Raw genomic sequence first — 18,102 nt, forward strand, 5'->3', positions numbered from 1 at the left:
TTCTTACCGCATTCAGAGGACGAAATGCGTGGGGTCAGGCGCCGAACCAGGCGGCGAGGGCCTCTCGCAGGCCTTCGGTGTCGGTGTCGCCCGCCCAGGCGACGTAGCCGTCGGGGCGGATCAGGAGGACGTCGGCGGGCCGGTCCTCCGCCTTCGCGGTGTGGACGTCCACACGCCCCTGTGCGAGGTCACGCAGTTCGGGCCTGCCCGCGAGGTCGAGCAGGACCGGCCGCGCCGGGCGCAGCAGTTCGGCGACGCTGGTCGGGCCCTCGTCGGTCTCCAGCGCGAGATCCGGGACGAGCGTGCCGGCGAGCGCGTGCCCGGAGCCCGGCATCGGGTAGCGCGTGTCGGTCCCGGCGACGTGAGAGGCCAGCCGTCGCGCTGCCTGCTCGTCGTCCAGCAGTTCCTGGAAAACCGTGCGGAGCGCTTCAGCCGCTTCGTCGTGCCCGCGCCGCAACGCGACCTGTGCCCGGGACTGCAGGAGCGCACGCGCACCGGCGGCGTGCCGTTCCGCGTGATAGGTGTCCAGCAGCCCTTCCGGCGCCCGGCCCTGGATCTCCGCGGCCAGCTTCCACGCCAGGTTGACCGAGTCGGACATGCCGACGTTGATCGCCGTGCCGGTGGACGGCAGCAGGTGGGCCGCGTCGCCCGCCAGCAGGATCCGGCCTTCGCGGTAGCGCTCCGCCTGGCGGGCGGAGAACTGGTAGCGCGAGAGCCGGACCGGCTCGCCCAACGGGACGTCGCCGCCGAGCACACGGCGAATGCTGTCCCCGAGTTCGGCCAGGGTCATCGGCACGTCGTCGTCGACCTCGCCGGGATCGTCCTCCGTGGTCTGGATGAACACGATCCCCGGCGTCAGCGAACCGAGCGCGAACACGCCGGTGTCGGTGCGCGTGAAGCCCGCCTTGATCCGGCCCAGTTCCGGCGTCTCGATGTCGCCGTTGTCGTGGACGGTGAGCCCGTCGGGGATCTTGACCTGCCCGATCCGGTTGACCTCGGGATAGGTGGTGCCGGGGAAACCGATCCCCGCCATCGAACGGACGGGACTGCGTCCGCCGTCGCAGCCCACCAGGTACGGGGCGCTGACCTCGTACGATCCGTCGGGTCCGCGCACCTCGGCGGTCACCGAGTCCTCGTCCTGGCGCAGCCCGACGACTTCGTGCCCGCGACGCACTTCCGCGCCGAGTTCGATGGCGTGCTCCTCCAGCAGCCGCTCCAGCGACTGCTGGCGTACCGAAAGCGCCTTCAGCGGCGGCTCCTCGAACCGGGTGAGGTCGACGTGCACCCCACCGAACGGGAACCGATGCGGCGGGACGGGGTCGGTGACGAGCCCCCGCACCCGCTCCAGCAGGCCGCGATGGTGCAGCAGGTCCAGGATCTGCCCGCTGAGGCCGTGGGCCTTCGGAGTCTTCCCCTGTTCCGGCCGCCGTTCCAGGACCAGCGGGCGCGCACCGGCCAGCCGCAGTTCGGCGGCCAGCATCAGACCGGTCGGGCCGGCACCCACGATGATCACGTCGACGTCCGTCAAATCTTCACTCCTGTTCGGCCTGTTCTCGCTACGGCCGAGGAGTCTGCGGCACCACCGGGGTCTTGCCGCAAGCCCCCTGGTGCGCTATATGTTGAACATGGAGGGGCTTACCCCACCATTTTTCCTGGTACAAGCACCAGGGATCGCGCGCCCGCGAGGCGAGACGCTGGGCCGGTGACCAGAATCCGCATCGCCGCCGTACTCACTCTCACCGCACTCACCGCCGTCACGATCACGCCCGCGGTCTCGGCCGCGCCGAAGGGGCTCGCCTGGGGCCCCTGCCCGTCCGGATCGCCACCGGGCTACGACTGTGCCGAGATCGAAGTCCCGTTGTCCTATCAGGACCCGGGGGGACCTCGGATCACCATCGCGCTCGGCCGCCTCCCCGCGACGGACCAGAAGCACAAACGCGGCACCCTCTTCACCAACCCCGGCGGCCCTGGGAACCACGGCCGCTTCAGCAGGTTCCAGACCCCGTCCCTGCACCGGCAGTTCGACATCGTCGGCTTCGACCCGCGCGGCGTCGGCGCCAGCACACCGGTCCGATGCTTCACCTCCGACGCGGAAACCGTTCCGCTCAAACGAATCCTGGGCAACTTCCCGATCACCGCCGAGCAGGAGACCCGGCATTTCGCCGACGCCCGCGAGGTCACCGCCTCCTGCGGCCGCAACGCCGGGCCGCTGCTCGGCCACCTGTCGACCGCGAACGTCGCCAGGGACCTCGACAGGATGCGCCAAGCCGTCGGCGAGCCCCGCCTGCGCTACTACGGGCTTTCCTACGGCACCTACGTCGGCGAGGTGTACGCCAACCTGTTCCCGCATCGGGTCGGCGCCTTGGCACTGGACGCCGTCAACGATCCGATCGCCTGGTCCACCGGACACCGCCCGGAGGACGCGAACGTCCCGTTCAGCACCAGGCTCGGCGGGTTCCGGGACGCCGACCGCGCGCTCCAGGCGTTCCTCGACGCGTGCGCGGCCGACACCCGGTGCGCGTTCCGCGAGCCGGGAAAGGACTTGCGGGCCAAGTACGACGGGCTCCTCGACCGGCTGGAAGCCACGCCGGGGCCGGTCACCTATCAGGAGGTCGTCCGGCGTACCCACCACGGGTTGACCGACGAGGCCCACTCGCCCGCGCTGGCGGAATTCCTCCAGTCCGTGACGAAACCCGTCGTGGCGAAGGCCATCGCGACACCTTTCGATTCCGCGATGGGTGGCGGCGGGACGATCTGCGCGGACACCACGAACCCGCGTGACCCGGCCGCCTGGCCTCGCGCGGCCCGCGCGGCCGACCGGGAAAGCCGCGGTTTCGGTTCGTACGACGCGTATCTCTCCCTGCCGTGCGCCTTCTGGCCCGCCTCCGACCCGGCGCGGTACACGGGACCGTGGAACCGGCCGACCGCGCCGATCCTGTTGCTGGCCAACGGCAAGGGCGACCCGGAAACGCCGTACGCCGGGGCGAAGCGGGCCGAACGCATCCTCGGCAACGCCCGGCTCCTGACGCTGGACGCCTGGGGACACGGCGCGTTGAACCGCAGCGCCTGTGTCGACGCGGCTGTCGACGCCTACCTGTCCCACGGACGCCTTCCGGCGCGCGGCACCGTGTGCGCCCCGGATCACGCGCCGTTCGACGCCAGGTAAGCCCGTGCGGTGTCCGCGTCGGTGAGCCAACCGGCGTAGTCGGCGGGATCGGCGAAGATGTTCGCGAACCGGCGCGCCACCTCGGGCGCCGTCCGCGCGGCTTCCAGGGTGGCCAGCACGTGATCCGGCGGCGGGCCGAGCAGATCGTTGCTCAGCCGGGTCGCGTGCTGGGCCTTTTCCCAGTATTCGGCGAAAGTTCCACGCAGGAACGCTTCGTCGAACGGACGGTCACCGTGGTCGAGGATGCGCCGTTCGCAGACCGCGGCCGCGTGCGCCGCCATGTTCGCGCCCTGTCCGGCGATCGGGTCGTTCGTCACCGCGGCGTCGCCCATCGCCAGGACCTTCGCCCCCGACGGCAGTGTCCCGACCGGGTCGCGCACGATCGGCAAGACCCGGCCGCGCAGAACGTCCAGCGGCCCGCTCGGGCGAGCGTCGGCGAGCGACTCCTCGACCCACGGGAATTGCCTGCGCAGCAGCCTCATCGCGAGGGCGAAATGCTCATCGACGCCGGTGACGCCGTCCCAGACGTCCATGGGGCCGCCAGGCACACCGAAGAACCCGAGCCCGAAGACCGGTCCGCGCACGGACTGGATCGGCAGCCCGAACAGCTCACCGGCCTGGGAGAGCCCGAACGTCAGGCCCGGATACACCGGAAGTGGTTCGTCCCGGCCGGACACGAGGTACAGGATCCCGATGGTGCGCTGCGGCTCACGATGCGGGGAACGCGCGTCATCACGCGAGAAGAGGGCGTCGAACTGCGGCCCCCGCCCGGCCGCGACCAGCACGAGTTCGAATTCGCGGGCGTACTGCTCCAGCCCGTCCGGGGTCACCTTGCCGATCCGCACCTCGCCGCCGCGTTCGGCGAAGGCGGTCAGCCAGGCGGACACCTTGACCCGCTGGTCGACCGACTGCGCGGGATGGTCGAACCGGGCCTGCCACGAGACGGCGGGCTCCGGGGAGTCCCCGGCGAGCCCGAACGACGCGCCGAGGATCTCCGGGGCCTGTCCGTCCCAGAAGTTGATGCCCAGCGCGCGTTCCCGGGTCAGCGCGGGATGGAACACGCACTGGTTCGAGATGAGCCTGCCGTCGCGGATCGTTTCGGCGTCGCGGTCGGTGACCACGGTGACGGCGTATCCGTGCCGCTGCAGGCCCAAGGCCAGGACCAGTCCGGCTTGACCGGCCCCGACCACCACGATCCGGCGCATGGCTCCCCCTCAGTCGACCAAGGCTTGGTACACCAGGTTCCTCAATTCGACGCGGATCGGATAGGTCGACGACGGCAGCAACTGGGTGAAGAACAGGACCGTGATGTCTTCGTCCGGATCGACCCAGAACGCGGTGCTCGCCGCGCCGCCCCAGGCGAATTCCCCGGCGCTGGCCAGGGTCTTGGCCTTCACCGGGTCGTCGAGCACGGAAAAGCCCAGGCCGAAGCCGAAACCGTCGTACGGCGCCTCGGAGAACCCGGTTCGCCCGCAGGTCTCCAGGTCCACGCCGCCGGGCAGGTGGTTGGTCGCCATGAGCCGCACCGTGCGCGGGCCGAGCAGCCGGACGCCGTCGAGTTCGCCGCCGCGCACCAGCATCTGCGCGAAACGGTGGAAATCACCCGCCGTGGAGACCAGCCCTCCGCCACCCGAGAAGCACGAAGGCGCGACGCGGCCGACGTTGCCCAGCTCGTCGTGACGGAACGGCTCCTTGGTGGCGGGATGCGGCACGTAGAGCGCGGCCAGCCGGTCGAAATCGCCGGCGGCGGCCTGGAACCCCGTCTCGTGCATGCCGAGCGGAATAAAGATCCGTTCGGCGAAGAAGACGTCGAGTGACTGCCCCGAGACGACCTCGATCAGCCTGCCGAGGATGTCCGTCGCGACCGAATAGTTCCATTCCGAACCCGGCTGGAACAGCAGCGGCAACCGCGCGATCGCTTCGGAAACGCCCGCCAGATCGAGCCCGGGCGCGGTGCCGAGGTCGAACCCAGCCTCGCGGTAGAGCGCGTCGACCGGATGCGTGCGGTGGAAACCGTAGGTCAGCCCCGCGGTGTGGGTGAGCAGATGCCAGAGGCGGATCGGTTCGGCGGCGGGCACGGTCGCCGGCTTCACCGACGAGCCCCCGGCGAAGACCCGCGGTTCCGAGAACTCCGGCAGCCAGCGCGAGATCGGGTCCTTGAGGTCGATGAGCCCCGCTTCGACGAGCATCATCGCGGCGACGGAGGTGACCGGCTTCGTCATCGAGTAGACGCGCCAGATCGTGTCGGTCTCGACCGGAAGCCCGGCCTCGATGTCGCGCTGCCCGTTCGACGCGAGATGCGCGACCTTCCCGTTCCTGGTCACCACGGCCAGATACCCGGGGAGCCGCTTTCGCTCCAGATACCCGTCGAAGTGCTTGTCGATCCGGCGCAGCCGCTCCGCGTCGAAACCCACCTCGGCCGGGTCGACGTCCACCTTCAGCTCGATCATGCGACCGAGGCTACGCGTTCCGCTCGGCCTGTTTCTCCAGTCGCCACGCCTCGTCGGTCTTCCCGATCCGCCAGTATCCGGAGATCGACAGCAGGTCGCGACGCATGCCCCGGTCGTCCAGCAGATGACGCCGCAGGTCCCGGACGAACCCGGCCTCGCCGTGGACGAACGCCTGCACGACACCTTCACGCCAGTCGAGCGCGCGGACGGCGGCCGCGAGATCGTCACCCCGGCTCCGGTGCAGCCAGGTGATCCGCGCGTCGCCCTTGGTGGTCAGCGACTGCTCTTCGGCGGCGTCCTCCACGAGGATGAACGCGTGCACGGGAACACCGGCCGGCATCGCCTCGAGCGAAGCGGCGATCGCCGGCAGGGCACTCTCGTCCCCGGCGAGCAGATGCCAGTCGGCCTCCTCGCCCGGCGCGTACGCCCCGCCAGGTCCGGAAATGAGCAGCTCGTCGCCGGGTTTCGCGGCGGCGGCCCACGGCCCGGCGACCCCCTCGTCACCATGGTGGACGAAGTCGAGCACCAGCTCGCCGAGGTTCGCGTCGAAAGCGCGGACGGTGTACGAACGCATCCGCGGCCACTGCTCGCGCGGCAGCTCTTCGCGGACGCGGGCCAGGTCGAACGGTTCGGGATAGGTGACGCCAGGCACCCGGAAGTGCACCTTGACGTAGGCGTCGGTGAATTCGTTGGGCTGGAAGGAGGCGATCTCTTCGCCCCCGGCGACGATCCGGACCATATGCGGGGTGATCCGCTCGGTGCGCAGCACCCGCAGCCGGGTCGCCGACACCGCTCTCCGCGCCTCGGCCATGCACACTTCCTTTCCAGGGTTAGGTGAACCTAACCGAGCGTACGCCTTTCGTCGTCGGGCCGGGCGAGGTCTCCCATCATCCGATCAAAGCCTCGCCGACGTCGTACACCCGGTGGGTCACCCGGGCACCGGCCCGATCCTCCTCGACGGTGTACTCACCGCGATACCACCAGCCCCCCTGCCGGGCGAGGAAATACGCTCGGCATCCGTCTCGAATCCGGGTTGCAGGGCTGCGCCCGCAGCGTCCCCGCGAGCCGGGTGAAGACCTCGGCGACCTCACGAAACCCTCGCGGCCGGATCGCTCACCCGGGTGTTCTGGAACGACGCGACGCGCCAGCCATCGGGCTCCTCCACGAGCACGTACGTCAGAACGCCACTTGCCACTCACGCCCCTTATCGAAATCGCACATCTAGTCAACAAACAGACATTCTACCGCCGGAATGTGTCCCTTGTGGACACTCAAGACACAGCCAACTCCTGCCGGCCAGTCCAGAACCACCACACCACGAAGACCGCTTCTCCCACCTTGAAGTCAGCAAAGGTGGCGTGTCCGTGAAGGCCTCCTTCCCTACTCTCAAGGTAACGAAGGAGGCCTTCACGGACTTCGTGCCGCAACAGACCTGCCCGCCACTCAGGTGAGCCGGCGCACCAGACCGTCCGCCAGCAACCGCCCGCGATCGGTCAGCACCGCACGTCCCTGACCGTCCAAAGCGGACTGATCCAGCAGTCCTTCGGCGGCGGCGGCACTGGCCTCGGCCCGGCCGTCGTCGTCGAGGGCGTCGAGCGGAAGCCCTTCGGACAGCCGGAGTTCCAGCATCACGCGTTCCAGATGCCGGTCCTCGTCGGTCAGCAGTTCGCGGCCCGCGGCAGGCGACTCCCCGGCCGCGAGCGACGCGGCGTAGCGGGCCGGGTGCTTCACGTTCCACCACCGGACGCCGCCGACGTGGCTGTGCGCGCCAGGCCCGGCGCCCCACCAGTCACCGCCGCGCCAGTAGCCGATGTTGTGCCGGCAGCGGGCTTCCTCCGAGGTCGCCCAGTTGGACACCTCGTACCAGCGCAACCCCGCCGAGGCGAGGACGCGGTCGATCATCTCGTAGTCGGCGGCCAGCACGTCGTCGTCCGGCGCGGACAGTTCGCCGCGGCGGATGCGGCGGGCGAGCGCGGTGCCCTCTTCGACGATCAGCGCGTACGCCGAGACGTGGTCGACACCGGCGGCCAGGACCGCGTCCAGGGAAGCCTGGAGATCTTCGGTCCGTTCCCCCGGCGTGCCGTAGATGACGTCGAGGTTGACGTGCTCGAACCCCGCGGCGCGGGCCTCTTCGGCGGCCGCGACCGGACGGCCCGCGGTGTGCACCCGGTCGAGGATCTTCAGCACGTGCTGCGCGGCCGATTGCATCCCGAGCGAGATCCGGTTGTACCCGGCGTCTCGGATCCCCGCGAAGAACTCGGGCGAGGTGGACTCGGGATTGGACTCCGTCGTCACCTCGGCGTCCGGCGCGAGCCCGAAGGTGTCACGGACGGCGTCGAGAACGCTTCTGAGCCCGTCGGCGCCGAGCAGGGACGGGGTACCGCCGCCGACGAAGACGGTGTCGACCGCGGGCGGCTTCCCCAGCACGCGCGCGGCCAGATCGAACTCGCGCTTGAGGCCTTCGAGCCAGGACTGCGGCGACGAACCGCTGTCCAGCTCACCGGCGGTGTAGGTGTTGAAGTCGCAATAGCCGCAGCGGGTCGCGCAGAAGGGGACGTGCACGTAGACACCGAACGGTCGCGTGCCGAGCCCTTCCAGCGCGCTCTCGGGGAGCGCGGACTCGACGGGCGTGGTGGTTTCGGGCAGCAACGCGGGCACACCCCAGTGTCCCCCACGCAGTGAAGGCCTCCTTCCCGGGGGAAAGAGGCCTTCACTGCGACGCGCTATCTGTCGGCGATGCGCACCTTGACCGACGTGGAGCGGGTGCCGTCGTCGAACCGCACCCAGATGAGGGTCTCCATGCTCAGCGAGTAGTCGTTGACCACGTGGTCGAGCGACCACTCGCCGTGGTCGTCCGCGACGGCGTCGCGGCTCATGGCGACCTCGACCAGCACCGTATGGGCCAGGTGTCCCCGGACCTTCGGCGAGCAGCCGACCGCCTCGAACCGGTACGAATCACCCTTGTGCAGCACCGCCCCCTCGTCAGGCGAGATCAGCCTGCAACCCTGCTGAGCCCCGGAAGCGGTACCGGGGATCAGCAGGGACGCCAGCACCATCGCGGCGACCACCCATCGGCGCATGCGCAACTCCTCCGTCCTCTGTGGATCGGAGATCGAAGCTAGCGGCGTCGGCGGCCTCGCGCGGCCTCACTCACCCGAAGCGGTACTAGGCCAACCCGTTCGCGGCCAGCCATTCCGGCGACGGCGGGATCACCTCGATGATGTCGATCAGGAAGCCATTGAGGTCCTCGATGTAGAAGTGCCGCTGGCCGAACTCCTCGTCCACGAGTTCGGTGACGATCTTGACCCCCTCCTCGCGCAGCCGCTCGTACTCGGCCGCCGCGTCGTCGACCATGAAACCGACCATGGAGCCGGCCGCTTCCTGCGCCCGCCACGGCTCCGGCGTGGCCTTGTGACCGCGCTTGGCGAAGCTCATTTCGTAGCCGGGGACGCCGACGTTGAGGCTGGAGAACCAGTCGAGCTCGATCGTCACCGTCAACTGCATGTGCCGCTTCCACCAGGCGGTGGTCTCGGCGATGTCGTCGACGAGCACACAGGCACCGAAACCGCTGAGTTGCATCTGGTGTTTCCTCCCAGTTCTAAACCACTTGACTCGTAGTACTATAGACATAGTGGTTTGACTGAGGCAAGGAGAATGTCCCGATGCGACAGAACCCGGAGCGCAGGACCGCGCTGACCGACGCCGCCATCACCGTCCTCGCCCGCGAGGGCGCGCGCGGGCTCACCTACCGCGCCGTGGACGTCGAAGCGGACGTCCCGCCGGGAACGACGTCGAACTACTTCCGGAACCGGGATCAACTGCTCGGCGAGGTCGGCGTCCGCGTGCACGAGCGGCTGTCGGCACCGGCGGACGTGATGGCGAACCCGCAGGCCGAGTCGCCGTCCCACGACCGGGTCGGCGTCCTGCTGGGCGAGCTCATGGGCCGCCTGACCGCTCACCGCGAGCCCTATCTCGCCCTGCTCGAACTCCGCCTCGAAGCCACCCGGCGCCCGGATCTCTCGGCCGCGCTGACCAAGACCATCCGCGAAGGCATCGACATGAGCGTCGACTGGCACGTCGCGGCAGGCATGCCGGGCGGGCGCGCCGAAGTACTGCTGATGTACCTCGCGCTGACCGGGCTCACCGTGGAACGGCTCACCCTGCCGGAGGTGCTCGCGGACGTCGCCGACGAGGACGTCATCCGGATCATCGTGGACCGCGTCCTGCCGTCGTGAGGAGCGCGCGTTCTGCGTCACAATGCCCGTCGGCGAACCCGGACTTGACCTTCGAGTCAGACCTTTGACCAGCCAAAACAGCCGAATCCGGATGGGGTTCCCAGTATTCGGACCGGCCTGGACCACATAGTGGGCGCGTGGCACGCTGAATCAATGACCCGCGCCGGAATCACCCTCGTGGCACGCCGCCACGTGGATCTCCGTCGTGTGGCGAGCGCGCTCTGTGCGACGAACCGCTGACTCCCCGCCACCACCACGATCTGCCGGAGGACTCCCATGTCGTCGCCCACGCGCGAGACCCCTGCCCGCACGCCCCGGGTGAAACAGAAACGGGGCGAGGGGCAGTGGGCCCTGGGGTATCGCGAACCCCTGAACCCCAATGAGCGGTCCAAGAAGGACGACAACCCGCTCAACGTCCGTGCGCGGATCGAGAACATCTACGCCCGCGGCGGCTTCGATTCGATCGACCCGGGTGACCTCCGCGGCCGGTTTCGCTGGTTCGGTCTCTACACCCAGCGCAAGCCGGGGATCGACGGCGGCCGCACCGCGACGCTGGAACCCGAAGAGCTCGACGACCGCTACTTCATGCTGCGGGTGCGGCTCGACGGCGGCGCGCTGACCACCGACCAGCTCGCCGTGCTCGCCGAGATCTCGCAGACCCACGCGCGCGACACCGCCGACATCACCGACCGGCAGAACATCCAGTACCACTGGATCCAGATCGAAGACGTCCCGACGATCTGGGCGAAGCTCGAAAAGGCCGGGATGACCACGCTGGAGGCGTGCGGCGACAGCCCGCGCGTCATCCTCGGCTCCCCCGTCGCGGGCATCGCCGCCGACGAGATCATCGACGGCACCCCCGCGATCGACGAGATCAAACGCCGCTACATCGGCGACCCGCGCTACTCGAACCTGCCGCGCAAGTTCAAGACCGCGGTCTCCGGGCAGCAGGACGTCGCGCACGAGATCAACGACGTCGCCTTCGTCGGCGTGAACCATCCCGAGCACGGCCCCGGCTTCGACGTCTGGGTCGGTGGCGGGCTGTCCACCAACCCGATGATCGGGCAGCGGCTGGGCGCCTGGGTCTCCCTCGACGAGGTCCCCGACGTGTGGGAAGGCGTGATCAGCGTCTTCCGCGACTACGGCTACCGGCGGCTCCGCGCCCGCGCCCGGATCAAGTTCCTGGTGAAGGACTGGGGCGCCGCGAAGTTCCGCCAGGTTCTGGAAGACGAGTACCTCAAGCGCAAGCTGACCGACGGCCCGGCACCCGAGGTGCCCGCCGCCCAGATCGACCACGTCGGCGTGCACCCGCAGATCGACGGGAAGTTCTACGTGGGCGCCGCGCCGGTCGCGGGCCGCGTCTCCGGCGCCACCCTGCTGGCCGTCGCGAAGGCCGCCGAGCGGGCCGGGTCGAACCGCGTCCGCCTGACCCCGCACCAGAAGCTCGTAGTCCTCGACGTCCCCGAGGCCGAGGTGAACGGGCTGAAGAGCGAGCTGGCCGATCTCGGCTTGGAGACCGAGCCTTCGCCGTGGCGCCGCGGGATCATGGCCTGCACCGGCCTGGAATTCTGCAAACTCGCGATCGTCGAGACCAAGGCCCGCGCGATCGAACTGGTCACCGAACTGGAAAAGCGTCTCGCCGACATCCAGGCAGAGATCGAGAACCCGGTGACCGTGCACCTCAACGGCTGCCCCAACTCGTGCGCCCGCGTCCAGACCGCCGACATCGGGCTCAAGGGCCAGGTCGTCACCGACGAGGACGGCAAGCAGGTCGAAGGCTTCCAGGTGCACCTCGGCGGTGGGCTCGGCCTCGACGCCGGATTCGGCCGGAAACTGCGCGGGCACAAAGTGACCGCGTCGGAGCTGACCGCGTACGTCGAACGGGTCGTGCGGGCGTACATCGCCGGCCGCGAACCCGGCGAGCGGTTCGCCCAGTGGGTCCTGCGGGCCGACGAGAGCGTCTTGCAATGACCGAGCGCGCGACCCCGTACCACTGCCCTTTCTGTGGCGATGAAGACCTGCGGCCGGAAGAGGGCGGCTCGTGGCTGTGCTCGGGCTGCCGCCGGGTCTTCACCGTGAAGTTCCTCGGACTGTCCTTTCCGGAGGTGTCGCAAGGATGACCGCCACGGCCGACTACAAGACGCTCGCCGAACGGGCTTCGAAGGAGCTCGCGGAGGCGACCGCGACCGAAGCTCTCCGCTGGACCGCGGAGACCTTCGGTGACGACTTCATCGTCGCCTCCAACATGCAGGACGCCGTCCTCATCGATCTGGCCACCCAGGTCAAACCCGACGTCGACGTGCTGTTCCTGCAGACCGGCTACCACTTCCCGGAGACCATCGGCACCCGTGACGCGGTGCAGGCGGTGTACCCGGGCGTGCGGATAGTCAACGCCGAGGCCGAACAGAGCGTCGCCGAACAGGACGCCGAGTACGGCCCGAAGCTGCACGAGCGCGACCCGAACCAGTGCTGTCACCTGCGCAAGGTCGTGCCGCTGCGGAACACGCTCGCGAAGTACTCGGCGTGGGTGACCGGCGTCCGCCGCGTCGACGCGCCGACCCGCGCGAACACCCCCATCGTCACCTGGGACGACCGCAACGGGCTGGTGAAGATCAACCCGATCGCGCCGTGGTCCGACGACGAGTTCAGGGACTACATCGACGAGCACGGGATTCTCGAGAACCCGTTGGTGTCCATCGGTTATCTGTCGATCGGCTGCGCGCCGTGCACCGCCAAGGTCGCCCCGGGCCAGGACCCGCGCAGCGGCCGCTGGGCCGGGCAGGGCAAGACCGAATGCGGCCTCCACGGGTGAGAAGGGACGAAATGACCACGCTCGAACCGGCCACAGATGCGGCGCAGGACAACCTCGCCGCACTGGAATCCGAGGCCATCCACATCTTCCGCGAGGTGGCGGGTGAGTTCGACCGGCCGGTGATCCTGTTCTCCGGCGGCAAGGACTCGACGCTCCTGCTGCACCTGGCGATCAAGGCGTTCTGGCCCGCTCCGGTGCCGTTCCCGTTGCTTCACGTGGACACCGGGCACAACTTCGACGAGGTCATCGACTTCCGCGACCGCGTCGTCGAGCGGCACGGGCTGCGGCTGGTGGTGGCGAAGGTCCAGGACTGGATCGACGACGGCAGGCTCGAAGAGCGCGCCGACGGGATGCGCAACCCGCTGCAGACCACGCCGCTGCTCGACACGATCGCCGAGAACAAGTTCGACGCGGTCTTCGGCGGCGGGCGCCGCGACGAGGAGCGCGCTCGCGCCAAGGAGCGGATCTTCAGTCTGCGCAACGCTTTCGGCCAGTGGGAGCCGCGACGGCAGCGCCCCGAACTGTGGAACCTCTACAACGGCCGTCACCGTCCCGGCGAGCAGGTCCGCGTCTTCCCGCTGTCCAACTGGACCGAGGCGGACGTCTGGAACTACATCGCGCGGGAGAAGGTCGAGCTGCCGTCGATCTACTACGCGCACCGGCGCGAGGTCTATCAGCGCGACGGCATGTGGCTGGCCGAAGGCCCATGGGGCGGGCCGCGGCCGGACGAGGTCGTCAAGGAACTGACCGTGCGCTACCGGACCGTCGGCGACGGTTCGTGCACGGGCGCCATCGAATCGACCGCCGCCACGGTGGACGAGGTCATCGCCGAGGTTTCGGCCTCCCGGCTCACCGAGCGCGGCGCCACCCGCGCCGACGACCGGATGTCGGAGGCGGCGATGGAAGACCGCAAGCGGGAAGGGTACTTCTGATGTCCAGCCTCCTCAGGCTCGCGACCGCGGGCAGCGTGGACGACGGGAAGTCGACCCTGGTCGGGCGGCTCCTGTACGACACCAAATCCGTCCTCGCCGACCAGCTGGACGCGGTCACCCGCGCCAGTGTCGACAAAGGACTGTCCACTCCGGACCTCTCCCTGCTCGTGGACGGCCTGCGCTCGGAACGCGAGCAGGGCATCACGATCGACGTGGCGTACCGGTACTTCGCGACGCCCAGGCGCAGTTTCGTGCTCGCGGACACGCCCGGCCACGTGCAGTACACGCGGAACACGGTGACCGGGGCATCGACCGCGCAGCTGGCCGTGCTGCTGGTCGACGCGCGCAAGGGCGTCATCGAGCAGACCCGCCGTCACGCCGCCGTACTCGCCCTGCTCGGCGTCCCGAACCTGGTGCTGGCGGTCAACAAGATCGACCTCGTCGGCTACGACGAAGCGACGTTCACCGTGATCGCCGAGGAGTTCGCCGAGCACGCCGCGTCCCTGGGCTACGAACGGGGCTCCGTGCTCGCGGTGCCGGTTTCGGCGCTGGTGGGCGACAACGTGGCGGAGAAGTCGGACAAGACCCCGTGGTACTCCGGCCCGACCCTGCTGGAGCACCTGGAAACCGTGCCGGTGGCGCCGGATCCGCACGATTCGGCGTTCCGCTTCCCGGTGCAGTACGTGATCCGGCCGCGCACTGCCGACCACCCCGACTACCGCGGGTACGCGGGGCAGATCGCGGCGGGCACAGTCCGGCCCGGTGACGAGATCGTCGTGCTCCCGCAGGGAATCCGCAGCCGGGTGGAGGGCATCGACACCGCCGACGGGCCGCTCGCCGAAGCCGGCGCCGGTACCTCGGTGACCCTGTTGCTCACCGACGATGTCGACATCTCGCGAGGTGACCTGATCGCCGCCGCCGACCGGCAGCCGACGGTGACCGACGAGATCACCGCGACGTTGTGCTGGCTCTCGGCCAAGGCGCTGAAACCGGGCGCGCGGGTGCTGGTGAAGCACGGGACGCGGACGGTGCAGGCCCTCGTCGGCGAGCTCCACGCACGGTTCGACGAGCAGACCTTGTCCAGTGTGGACGACCCGGGCACGTTGGAACTCAACGACATCGGCCGGGTCACGCTCCGGCTGGCCGAGGAGATCGGCGTCGACGACTACGGCGTCAGCCCGCGGACGGGCGCTTTCCTGGTCATCGACCCGAAGGACGGCGATACACTGGCGGCCGGACTCGTCGGCGAAAGGTTCGCATGACCCCACCCCTCCTCGCCGTCGCCCACGGCAGCCGCGACCCGCGGTCCGCCGCGACCATCCGCGCCCTGCTCGGCGTCTCCCGTGGGCTGGCGCCGGGCCTCGATATCCGCGAGTCCTTTTTGGATCTCTCGGAGCCGTTGCTCACCGACGCCCTGCGCGGCCTCTACGCCGAGGGACACCGCGAGGTCGTCGTGGTGCCCCTGCTGCTCGGCGTCGCGTACCACGCCCGGGTCGACCTGCCCGCGCTCGTCGCCGAGGTGACCGCGGACTGCCCGGGCCTCGACGTGCGGGTTTCCGGGGTGCTGGGGATCGATCCGCTCGTCGAGACGGTCGCGCTGGACCGGCTCACCGAGGCGGGCGCCGAGCTCGACGACCCCGGGCTGGGTGTCCTGCTGGCGGGCGTCGGCTCGTCGAACGTCGCGGCGAACGACGCGGTCGCCGGGATCACCACCCGCTGGCACCTGCGCCGCGGATTGCTCGCGACGCCCGCCTTCGCCAGCGCCGCGCAGCCGGACGTGCCGGCCGCCATCGCACGGCTGCGCCTCAACGGCGCACAGCGGCTCGCGGTCGCGGGCTGGTTCCTCGCGCCAGGGCTGCTGCCGGACCGGATCGCGCGACTGGCCCGCGAAGCCGACCCGTCGGTGATCGTCGCCGGGCCGCTGGGGCCGGATCCGCGGATCGCCAGGCTCGTCCTGGACCGCTACGACGTCGCCGCCTCCCGGCTCGCCGCCTGATCATTCATCGGCGCAGTAGAGCGGCGCGTCCCGTTCGGATGCTTGATACCGATTTTCGGTGGGTTCCGTTCCCAGTTCCGTGACACCCCGCGTATGGGAACGGAGATTTCTTGACGAGTTACTTAACTTGCCGGTAACTCTCTAAACGCTGCGCAGCTCCCTCTCTCCCCATCGAACCCCCAGGTAGGTGGAACATGAAGGCTGCCATCCGTGCCCTGGTCTGCGCCTCGGCCGTGCTCGTCCCGCTCGTCGGGCTCGCCGCACCGGCTTCCGCGGCGACCACCGTCGTCTTCGACTGTGAGGCGAAGCCGCCGCTCGTCGGCAACAAGTACCTCAAGCTGAACCAGGACGCCGACGTCACCGCTCCCGCCACGGTCGCCCCCGGCGCCGCGCTCGACGTCGTCATCGATCCGGCGCCGAACACGGTCCCGGCCGAAGTCAGCGGCTACCAGGTCAAGAACATCAAGGACTTCTCACTGAAGATCCCGATCCCGGCGAACTCGACCTGGGTGGGCGCCGACCTCGCCGGCGGCTCCGGCATCGGCTCGACCCCGCCGAAGATCACCGTCTCCGGCAGCGTCGCGACGCTGAGCTTCCCCGGCCCGATCGCGGGCGGCTCGACGTTCGAACTGCCGACCGTGACCGCGCACCTCACCGCGGGCTCGTCCGGCACCATCGAGACGAAACTGGGCGGGACCAGCTACAGGGACCCGGGCCTGACGTTCACCGCCGTGGTCAGCGCCGGTTTCGACGTCTCCGCCCCGACCGCCTGTTTCCCGAATCCGAGCCCGACCTTCACCACGACGACGATCGGCTGACCAGTGCCTGCGCCACCGTCGGTGGAGATGGTGGCGCAGGCCACTGCCCGGCCTGTCTTCGCCCATGCGAAGGTGAGGCATGGCTGACGAACTGGTGCACTACGACGTGGTGGGCGGCACCGCCACGATCACCTTGGACTCCCCGCACAACCGCAACGCGCTCTCCGCCCAGCTGCGGCGTGAACTGAGCGAATCGCTGGACAAGGCACGGGCGGACGACGCGGTGCGGGTCATCGTGCTCACCCACACCGGTCCGGTGTTCTGCGCGGGAATGGATCTCAAAGAGGCCCGCGGCGCCGGTGCGGGCGCCCAGGGCGTCAACGAGTTCCCGAAGATCCTCGAGCAGCTGTGGACCAGCCCCAAACCTGTCGTGGCCAAGCTGGCGGGCCCCGCGCGGGCGGGCGGTATCGGCATGGTGGCCGCGACCGACATCGCCGTGGCCGTCCACGAAGCGACCTTCGCCTTTTCCGAGGTGCGGATCGGCGTCGTGCCCGCCGTCATCTCGCTCACCGTGCTGCCGCGGCTCAACGCCCGCGCCGCGCACGAGCTCTTCTTGACCGGTGACACCTTCGACGCGAATCGCGCCGTCGAGATCGGCCTGTTGAACTCCGCCGTCCCCGCCGACGAACTCGACGGCGAGGTCGCCCGCTACGTCAAGGCACTCGCCCTCGGCGGGCCGAAGGCGCTCGCGGCCACGAAGGAACTGCTCAGCAAGCCTCGCCCGGCGACACCGTCCGAAGGCTTCGAGGCCATGAACAAGCTTTCCGCCGGCTTCTTCGCGAGCGAAGAAGGCCAGGAGGGCATCACGGCCTTCGCGCAGAAGCGCAAGCCGAACTGGGTCCCGGAGGCCTAATCCGGCAAGACGACAGTGAGGCGCCGGGAGTCCTTCCGGTCACCGGAGGGCCCCAGCGCCCGCTGCGCGTCGGAAAGCACGCTGCGGACGGCCAGGTACGCCTTGGGATCGCGCTCCCTGAGGCCCGAGGAACCGGACCAGATCAGCACGTGCTCGCCGACCGGGAGCCACGACAGGTCGGTGAGGCAGTCGTAGAGCGCGTCGAGATTCTTCCCGAAGTAATCAGGGAACGACAGCGCCTCCGCGATCGCGTCGAGCGTCGTGTCCTTGTCGACCGTCCGCGCGCCGTCGATCAGATGCGGATACGCGCCGCGGGCGAACGCCTTGTCCGCCGCTTCCTTGCCCGCGCTCATCGGCTGGGATCCACTACGACGAAGGACTTGTAGTGGTCGTCGGTGTAGTACAGCTCCTTGCCGCTACCGGTCACCAGCCGCCTGGCCCCGCGATCGGGGCTGCCCGGCGTCTTGACCGTGTACTCCCGGTAGTAGCCGGACCCCTTGGCGGGCAGGACCTTCTCCCGGTTCTGGAAGGTGACGTCGTCGTTGCGCGGGTACGGGTACGGCCCACCCGCCTGGATGAGCTTCCAGGTGTCGGACGCCTGCGGGGGAAGTCCGGTGAGCGGTTTGACCGGGAGACCCGACTCCGCGCCCGCGACCTTGCCCTTCGCCTGGCTCGCCGCGGCGTCGCCCGAAGGCGCGGCCGAAGCGGACGAACTCGCCGGAGCGCTCTTCGTGTCGTCACCACTGATGCCGTCCTTGACGAACCAGCCTGCGAGCACCAGCACGATCAGGCCGATCAGGGCGGCGGTGATCCGCCTACGGTTGAACATGGTGTGCCAGC

At 69.4% G+C, this 18,102-nt stretch carries 20 protein-coding genes; 11 read left to right on the forward strand and 9 right to left on the reverse strand.

What is annotated here, in order from left to right; translation table 11 throughout:
• Positions 1–34 precede the first annotated feature (34 nt).
• Positions 35–1,528 carry an FAD-dependent monooxygenase gene (locus AC069H_RS11065; protein ID WP_478232140.1) on the reverse strand — a complete coding sequence of 498 codons (1,494 nt, stop codon included), beginning with the start codon at positions 1,526–1,528 and terminating at the stop codon, positions 35–37.
• A gap of 174 nt (positions 1,529–1,702) precedes the next feature.
• On the opposite strand from AC069H_RS11065, the gene AC069H_RS11070 reads away from it, so the two are divergent.
• Positions 1,703–3,166 (forward strand): alpha/beta hydrolase, encoded by a 1,464-nt coding sequence (locus AC069H_RS11070; RefSeq protein ID WP_478232141.1) that lies wholly within the window; start codon positions 1,703–1,705, stop codon positions 3,164–3,166.
• On the opposite strand, the gene AC069H_RS11075 is transcribed toward AC069H_RS11070, so the two are convergent.
• The 6 genes from AC069H_RS11075 to AC069H_RS11100 form a co-directional block, all read right to left on the reverse strand.
• A complete protein-coding gene (locus AC069H_RS11075; RefSeq protein WP_478232142.1) occupies positions 3,142–4,371 on the reverse strand; it encodes a styrene monooxygenase/indole monooxygenase family protein in 1,230 nt (409 codons plus the stop codon). The genes AC069H_RS11070 and AC069H_RS11075 overlap by 25 nt on opposite strands.
• A gap of 9 nt (positions 4,372–4,380) precedes the next feature.
• A complete protein-coding gene (locus AC069H_RS11080) occupies positions 4,381–5,616 on the reverse strand; it encodes a serine hydrolase domain-containing protein (RefSeq protein ID WP_478232143.1) in 1,236 nt (411 codons plus the stop codon).
• A 10-nt stretch (positions 5,617–5,626) separates the two neighbouring features.
• Positions 5,627–6,427 carry a siderophore-interacting protein gene (locus tag AC069H_RS11085; RefSeq protein WP_478227702.1) on the reverse strand — a complete coding sequence of 267 codons (801 nt, stop codon included), beginning with the start codon at positions 6,425–6,427 and terminating at the stop codon, positions 5,627–5,629.
• A gap of 632 nt (positions 6,428–7,059) precedes the next feature.
• A complete protein-coding gene (hemW, locus tag AC069H_RS11090) occupies positions 7,060–8,274 on the reverse strand; it encodes a radical SAM family heme chaperone HemW (RefSeq protein WP_478232144.1) in 1,215 nt (404 codons plus the stop codon).
• A 65-nt stretch (positions 8,275–8,339) separates the two neighbouring features.
• Positions 8,340–8,696 (reverse strand): hypothetical protein, encoded by a 357-nt coding sequence (locus AC069H_RS11095; RefSeq protein WP_478232145.1) that lies wholly within the window; start codon positions 8,694–8,696, stop codon positions 8,340–8,342.
• Between the two features lie 85 nt (positions 8,697–8,781).
• The gene (locus AC069H_RS11100) at positions 8,782–9,195 is read right to left on the reverse strand and encodes a VOC family protein (RefSeq protein WP_126729537.1); all 414 of its coding nucleotides are present in this window, start codon (positions 9,193–9,195) and stop codon (positions 8,782–8,784) included.
• Positions 9,196–9,278: 83 nt separating this feature from the next.
• Between AC069H_RS11100 and AC069H_RS11105 the strand changes: the two genes are divergently transcribed.
• The 10 genes from AC069H_RS11105 to AC069H_RS11150 all read left to right on the forward strand — a co-directional run bounded on the left by AC069H_RS11105 (position 9,279) and on the right by AC069H_RS11150 (position 17,262).
• Entirely contained in the window at positions 9,279–9,851 is a 573-nt protein-coding gene (locus AC069H_RS11105; RefSeq protein WP_340685465.1) for a TetR/AcrR family transcriptional regulator, read from the forward strand.
• A 153-nt stretch (positions 9,852–10,004) separates the two neighbouring features.
• Positions 10,005–10,091: a putative leader peptide gene (locus tag AC069H_RS11110; RefSeq protein WP_360907593.1), complete on the forward strand. Its 87-nt coding sequence runs from the start codon at positions 10,005–10,007 to the stop codon at positions 10,089–10,091.
• A 36-nt stretch (positions 10,092–10,127) separates the two neighbouring features.
• Positions 10,128–11,822 (forward strand): nitrite/sulfite reductase, encoded by a 1,695-nt coding sequence (locus tag AC069H_RS11115; RefSeq protein WP_478232146.1) that lies wholly within the window; start codon positions 10,128–10,130, stop codon positions 11,820–11,822.
• Positions 11,819–11,971, forward strand: coding sequence for an eL43 family ribosomal protein (locus AC069H_RS11120; protein WP_007034818.1), 153 nt, complete (start codon positions 11,819–11,821; stop codon positions 11,969–11,971). Before AC069H_RS11115 ends, AC069H_RS11120 begins: the two co-directional genes overlap by 4 nt.
• Positions 11,968–12,663: a phosphoadenylyl-sulfate reductase gene (locus AC069H_RS11125; protein ID WP_192745816.1), complete on the forward strand. Its 696-nt coding sequence runs from the start codon at positions 11,968–11,970 to the stop codon at positions 12,661–12,663. The genes AC069H_RS11120 and AC069H_RS11125 overlap by 4 nt, the downstream gene beginning before the upstream one ends.
• A gap of 11 nt (positions 12,664–12,674) precedes the next feature.
• The gene (gene cysD / locus AC069H_RS11130; RefSeq protein WP_340685467.1) at positions 12,675–13,595 is read left to right on the forward strand and encodes a sulfate adenylyltransferase subunit CysD; all 921 of its coding nucleotides are present in this window, start codon (positions 12,675–12,677) and stop codon (positions 13,593–13,595) included.
• Entirely contained in the window at positions 13,595–14,857 is a 1,263-nt protein-coding gene (locus tag AC069H_RS11135) for a sulfate adenylyltransferase subunit 1 (RefSeq protein ID WP_478227690.1), read from the forward strand. The genes cysD and AC069H_RS11135 overlap by 1 nt, the downstream gene beginning before the upstream one ends.
• Complete coding sequence (locus AC069H_RS11140) at positions 14,854–15,591, forward strand: sirohydrochlorin chelatase (protein ID WP_478232147.1); 738 nt, start codon at positions 14,854–14,856, stop codon at positions 15,589–15,591. Before AC069H_RS11135 ends, AC069H_RS11140 begins: the two co-directional genes overlap by 4 nt.
• 194 nt (positions 15,592–15,785) lie before the next feature.
• Positions 15,786–16,409, forward strand: coding sequence for a cyclase (locus AC069H_RS11145; RefSeq protein ID WP_478232148.1), 624 nt, complete (start codon positions 15,786–15,788; stop codon positions 16,407–16,409).
• Between the two features lie 79 nt (positions 16,410–16,488).
• Entirely contained in the window at positions 16,489–17,262 is a 774-nt protein-coding gene (locus tag AC069H_RS11150) for an enoyl-CoA hydratase-related protein (protein ID WP_478227687.1), read from the forward strand.
• Here the strand turns inward: AC069H_RS11150 and AC069H_RS11155 are convergent.
• A complete protein-coding gene (locus AC069H_RS11155; RefSeq protein ID WP_340685472.1) occupies positions 17,259–17,615 on the reverse strand; it encodes a barstar family protein in 357 nt (118 codons plus the stop codon). The genes AC069H_RS11150 and AC069H_RS11155 overlap by 4 nt on opposite strands.
• Positions 17,612–18,091 (reverse strand): guanyl-specific ribonuclease, encoded by a 480-nt coding sequence (locus AC069H_RS11160; RefSeq protein WP_340685473.1) that lies wholly within the window; start codon positions 18,089–18,091, stop codon positions 17,612–17,614. Before AC069H_RS11160 ends, AC069H_RS11155 begins: the two co-directional genes overlap by 4 nt.
• Positions 18,092–18,102 lie beyond the last annotated feature (11 nt).

The organism is Amycolatopsis sp. NPDC043887 (assembly GCF_056435665.1).

What these genes read in the sequence shown, in the direction of transcription:
- AC069H_RS11135 (WP_478227690.1), top strand. Translation starts at nt 13,595, where the DNA reads ATGTCCAGCCTCCTCAGGCTCGCGACCGCGGGCAGCGTGGACGACGGG.
- AC069H_RS11140 (WP_478232147.1), top strand. Translation starts at nt 14,854, where the DNA reads ATGACCCCACCCCTCCTCGCCGTCGCCCACGGCAGCCGCGACCCGCGG.
- AC069H_RS11100 (WP_126729537.1), bottom strand. Translation starts at nt 9,195, where the DNA reads ATGCAACTCAGCGGTTTCGGTGCCTGTGTGCTCGTCGACGACATCGCC.
- AC069H_RS11160 (WP_340685473.1), bottom strand. Translation starts at nt 18,091, where the DNA reads ATGTTCAACCGTAGGCGGATCACCGCCGCCCTGATCGGCCTGATCGTG.
- AC069H_RS11095 (WP_478232145.1), bottom strand. Translation starts at nt 8,696, where the DNA reads ATGCGCCGATGGGTGGTCGCCGCGATGGTGCTGGCGTCCCTGCTGATC.
- AC069H_RS11085 (WP_478227702.1), bottom strand. Translation starts at nt 6,427, where the DNA reads ATGGCCGAGGCGCGGAGAGCGGTGTCGGCGACCCGGCTGCGGGTGCTG.
- AC069H_RS11115 (WP_478232146.1), top strand. Translation starts at nt 10,128, where the DNA reads ATGTCGTCGCCCACGCGCGAGACCCCTGCCCGCACGCCCCGGGTGAAA.
- AC069H_RS11150 (WP_478227687.1), top strand. Translation starts at nt 16,489, where the DNA reads ATGGCTGACGAACTGGTGCACTACGACGTGGTGGGCGGCACCGCCACG.
- AC069H_RS11155 (WP_340685472.1), bottom strand. Translation starts at nt 17,615, where the DNA reads ATGAGCGCGGGCAAGGAAGCGGCGGACAAGGCGTTCGCCCGCGGCGCG.
- AC069H_RS11075 (WP_478232142.1), bottom strand. Translation starts at nt 4,371, where the DNA reads ATGCGCCGGATCGTGGTGGTCGGGGCCGGTCAAGCCGGACTGGTCCTG.
- AC069H_RS11145 (WP_478232148.1), top strand. Translation starts at nt 15,786, where the DNA reads ATGAAGGCTGCCATCCGTGCCCTGGTCTGCGCCTCGGCCGTGCTCGTC.
- AC069H_RS11125 (WP_192745816.1), top strand. Translation starts at nt 11,968, where the DNA reads ATGACCGCCACGGCCGACTACAAGACGCTCGCCGAACGGGCTTCGAAG.
- AC069H_RS11105 (WP_340685465.1), top strand. Translation starts at nt 9,279, where the DNA reads ATGCGACAGAACCCGGAGCGCAGGACCGCGCTGACCGACGCCGCCATC.
- cysD (WP_340685467.1), top strand. Translation starts at nt 12,675, where the DNA reads ATGACCACGCTCGAACCGGCCACAGATGCGGCGCAGGACAACCTCGCC.
- AC069H_RS11110 (WP_360907593.1), top strand. Translation starts at nt 10,005, where the DNA reads ATGACCCGCGCCGGAATCACCCTCGTGGCACGCCGCCACGTGGATCTC.
- AC069H_RS11080 (WP_478232143.1), bottom strand. Translation starts at nt 5,616, where the DNA reads ATGATCGAGCTGAAGGTGGACGTCGACCCGGCCGAGGTGGGTTTCGAC.
- AC069H_RS11120 (WP_007034818.1), top strand. Translation starts at nt 11,819, where the DNA reads ATGACCGAGCGCGCGACCCCGTACCACTGCCCTTTCTGTGGCGATGAA.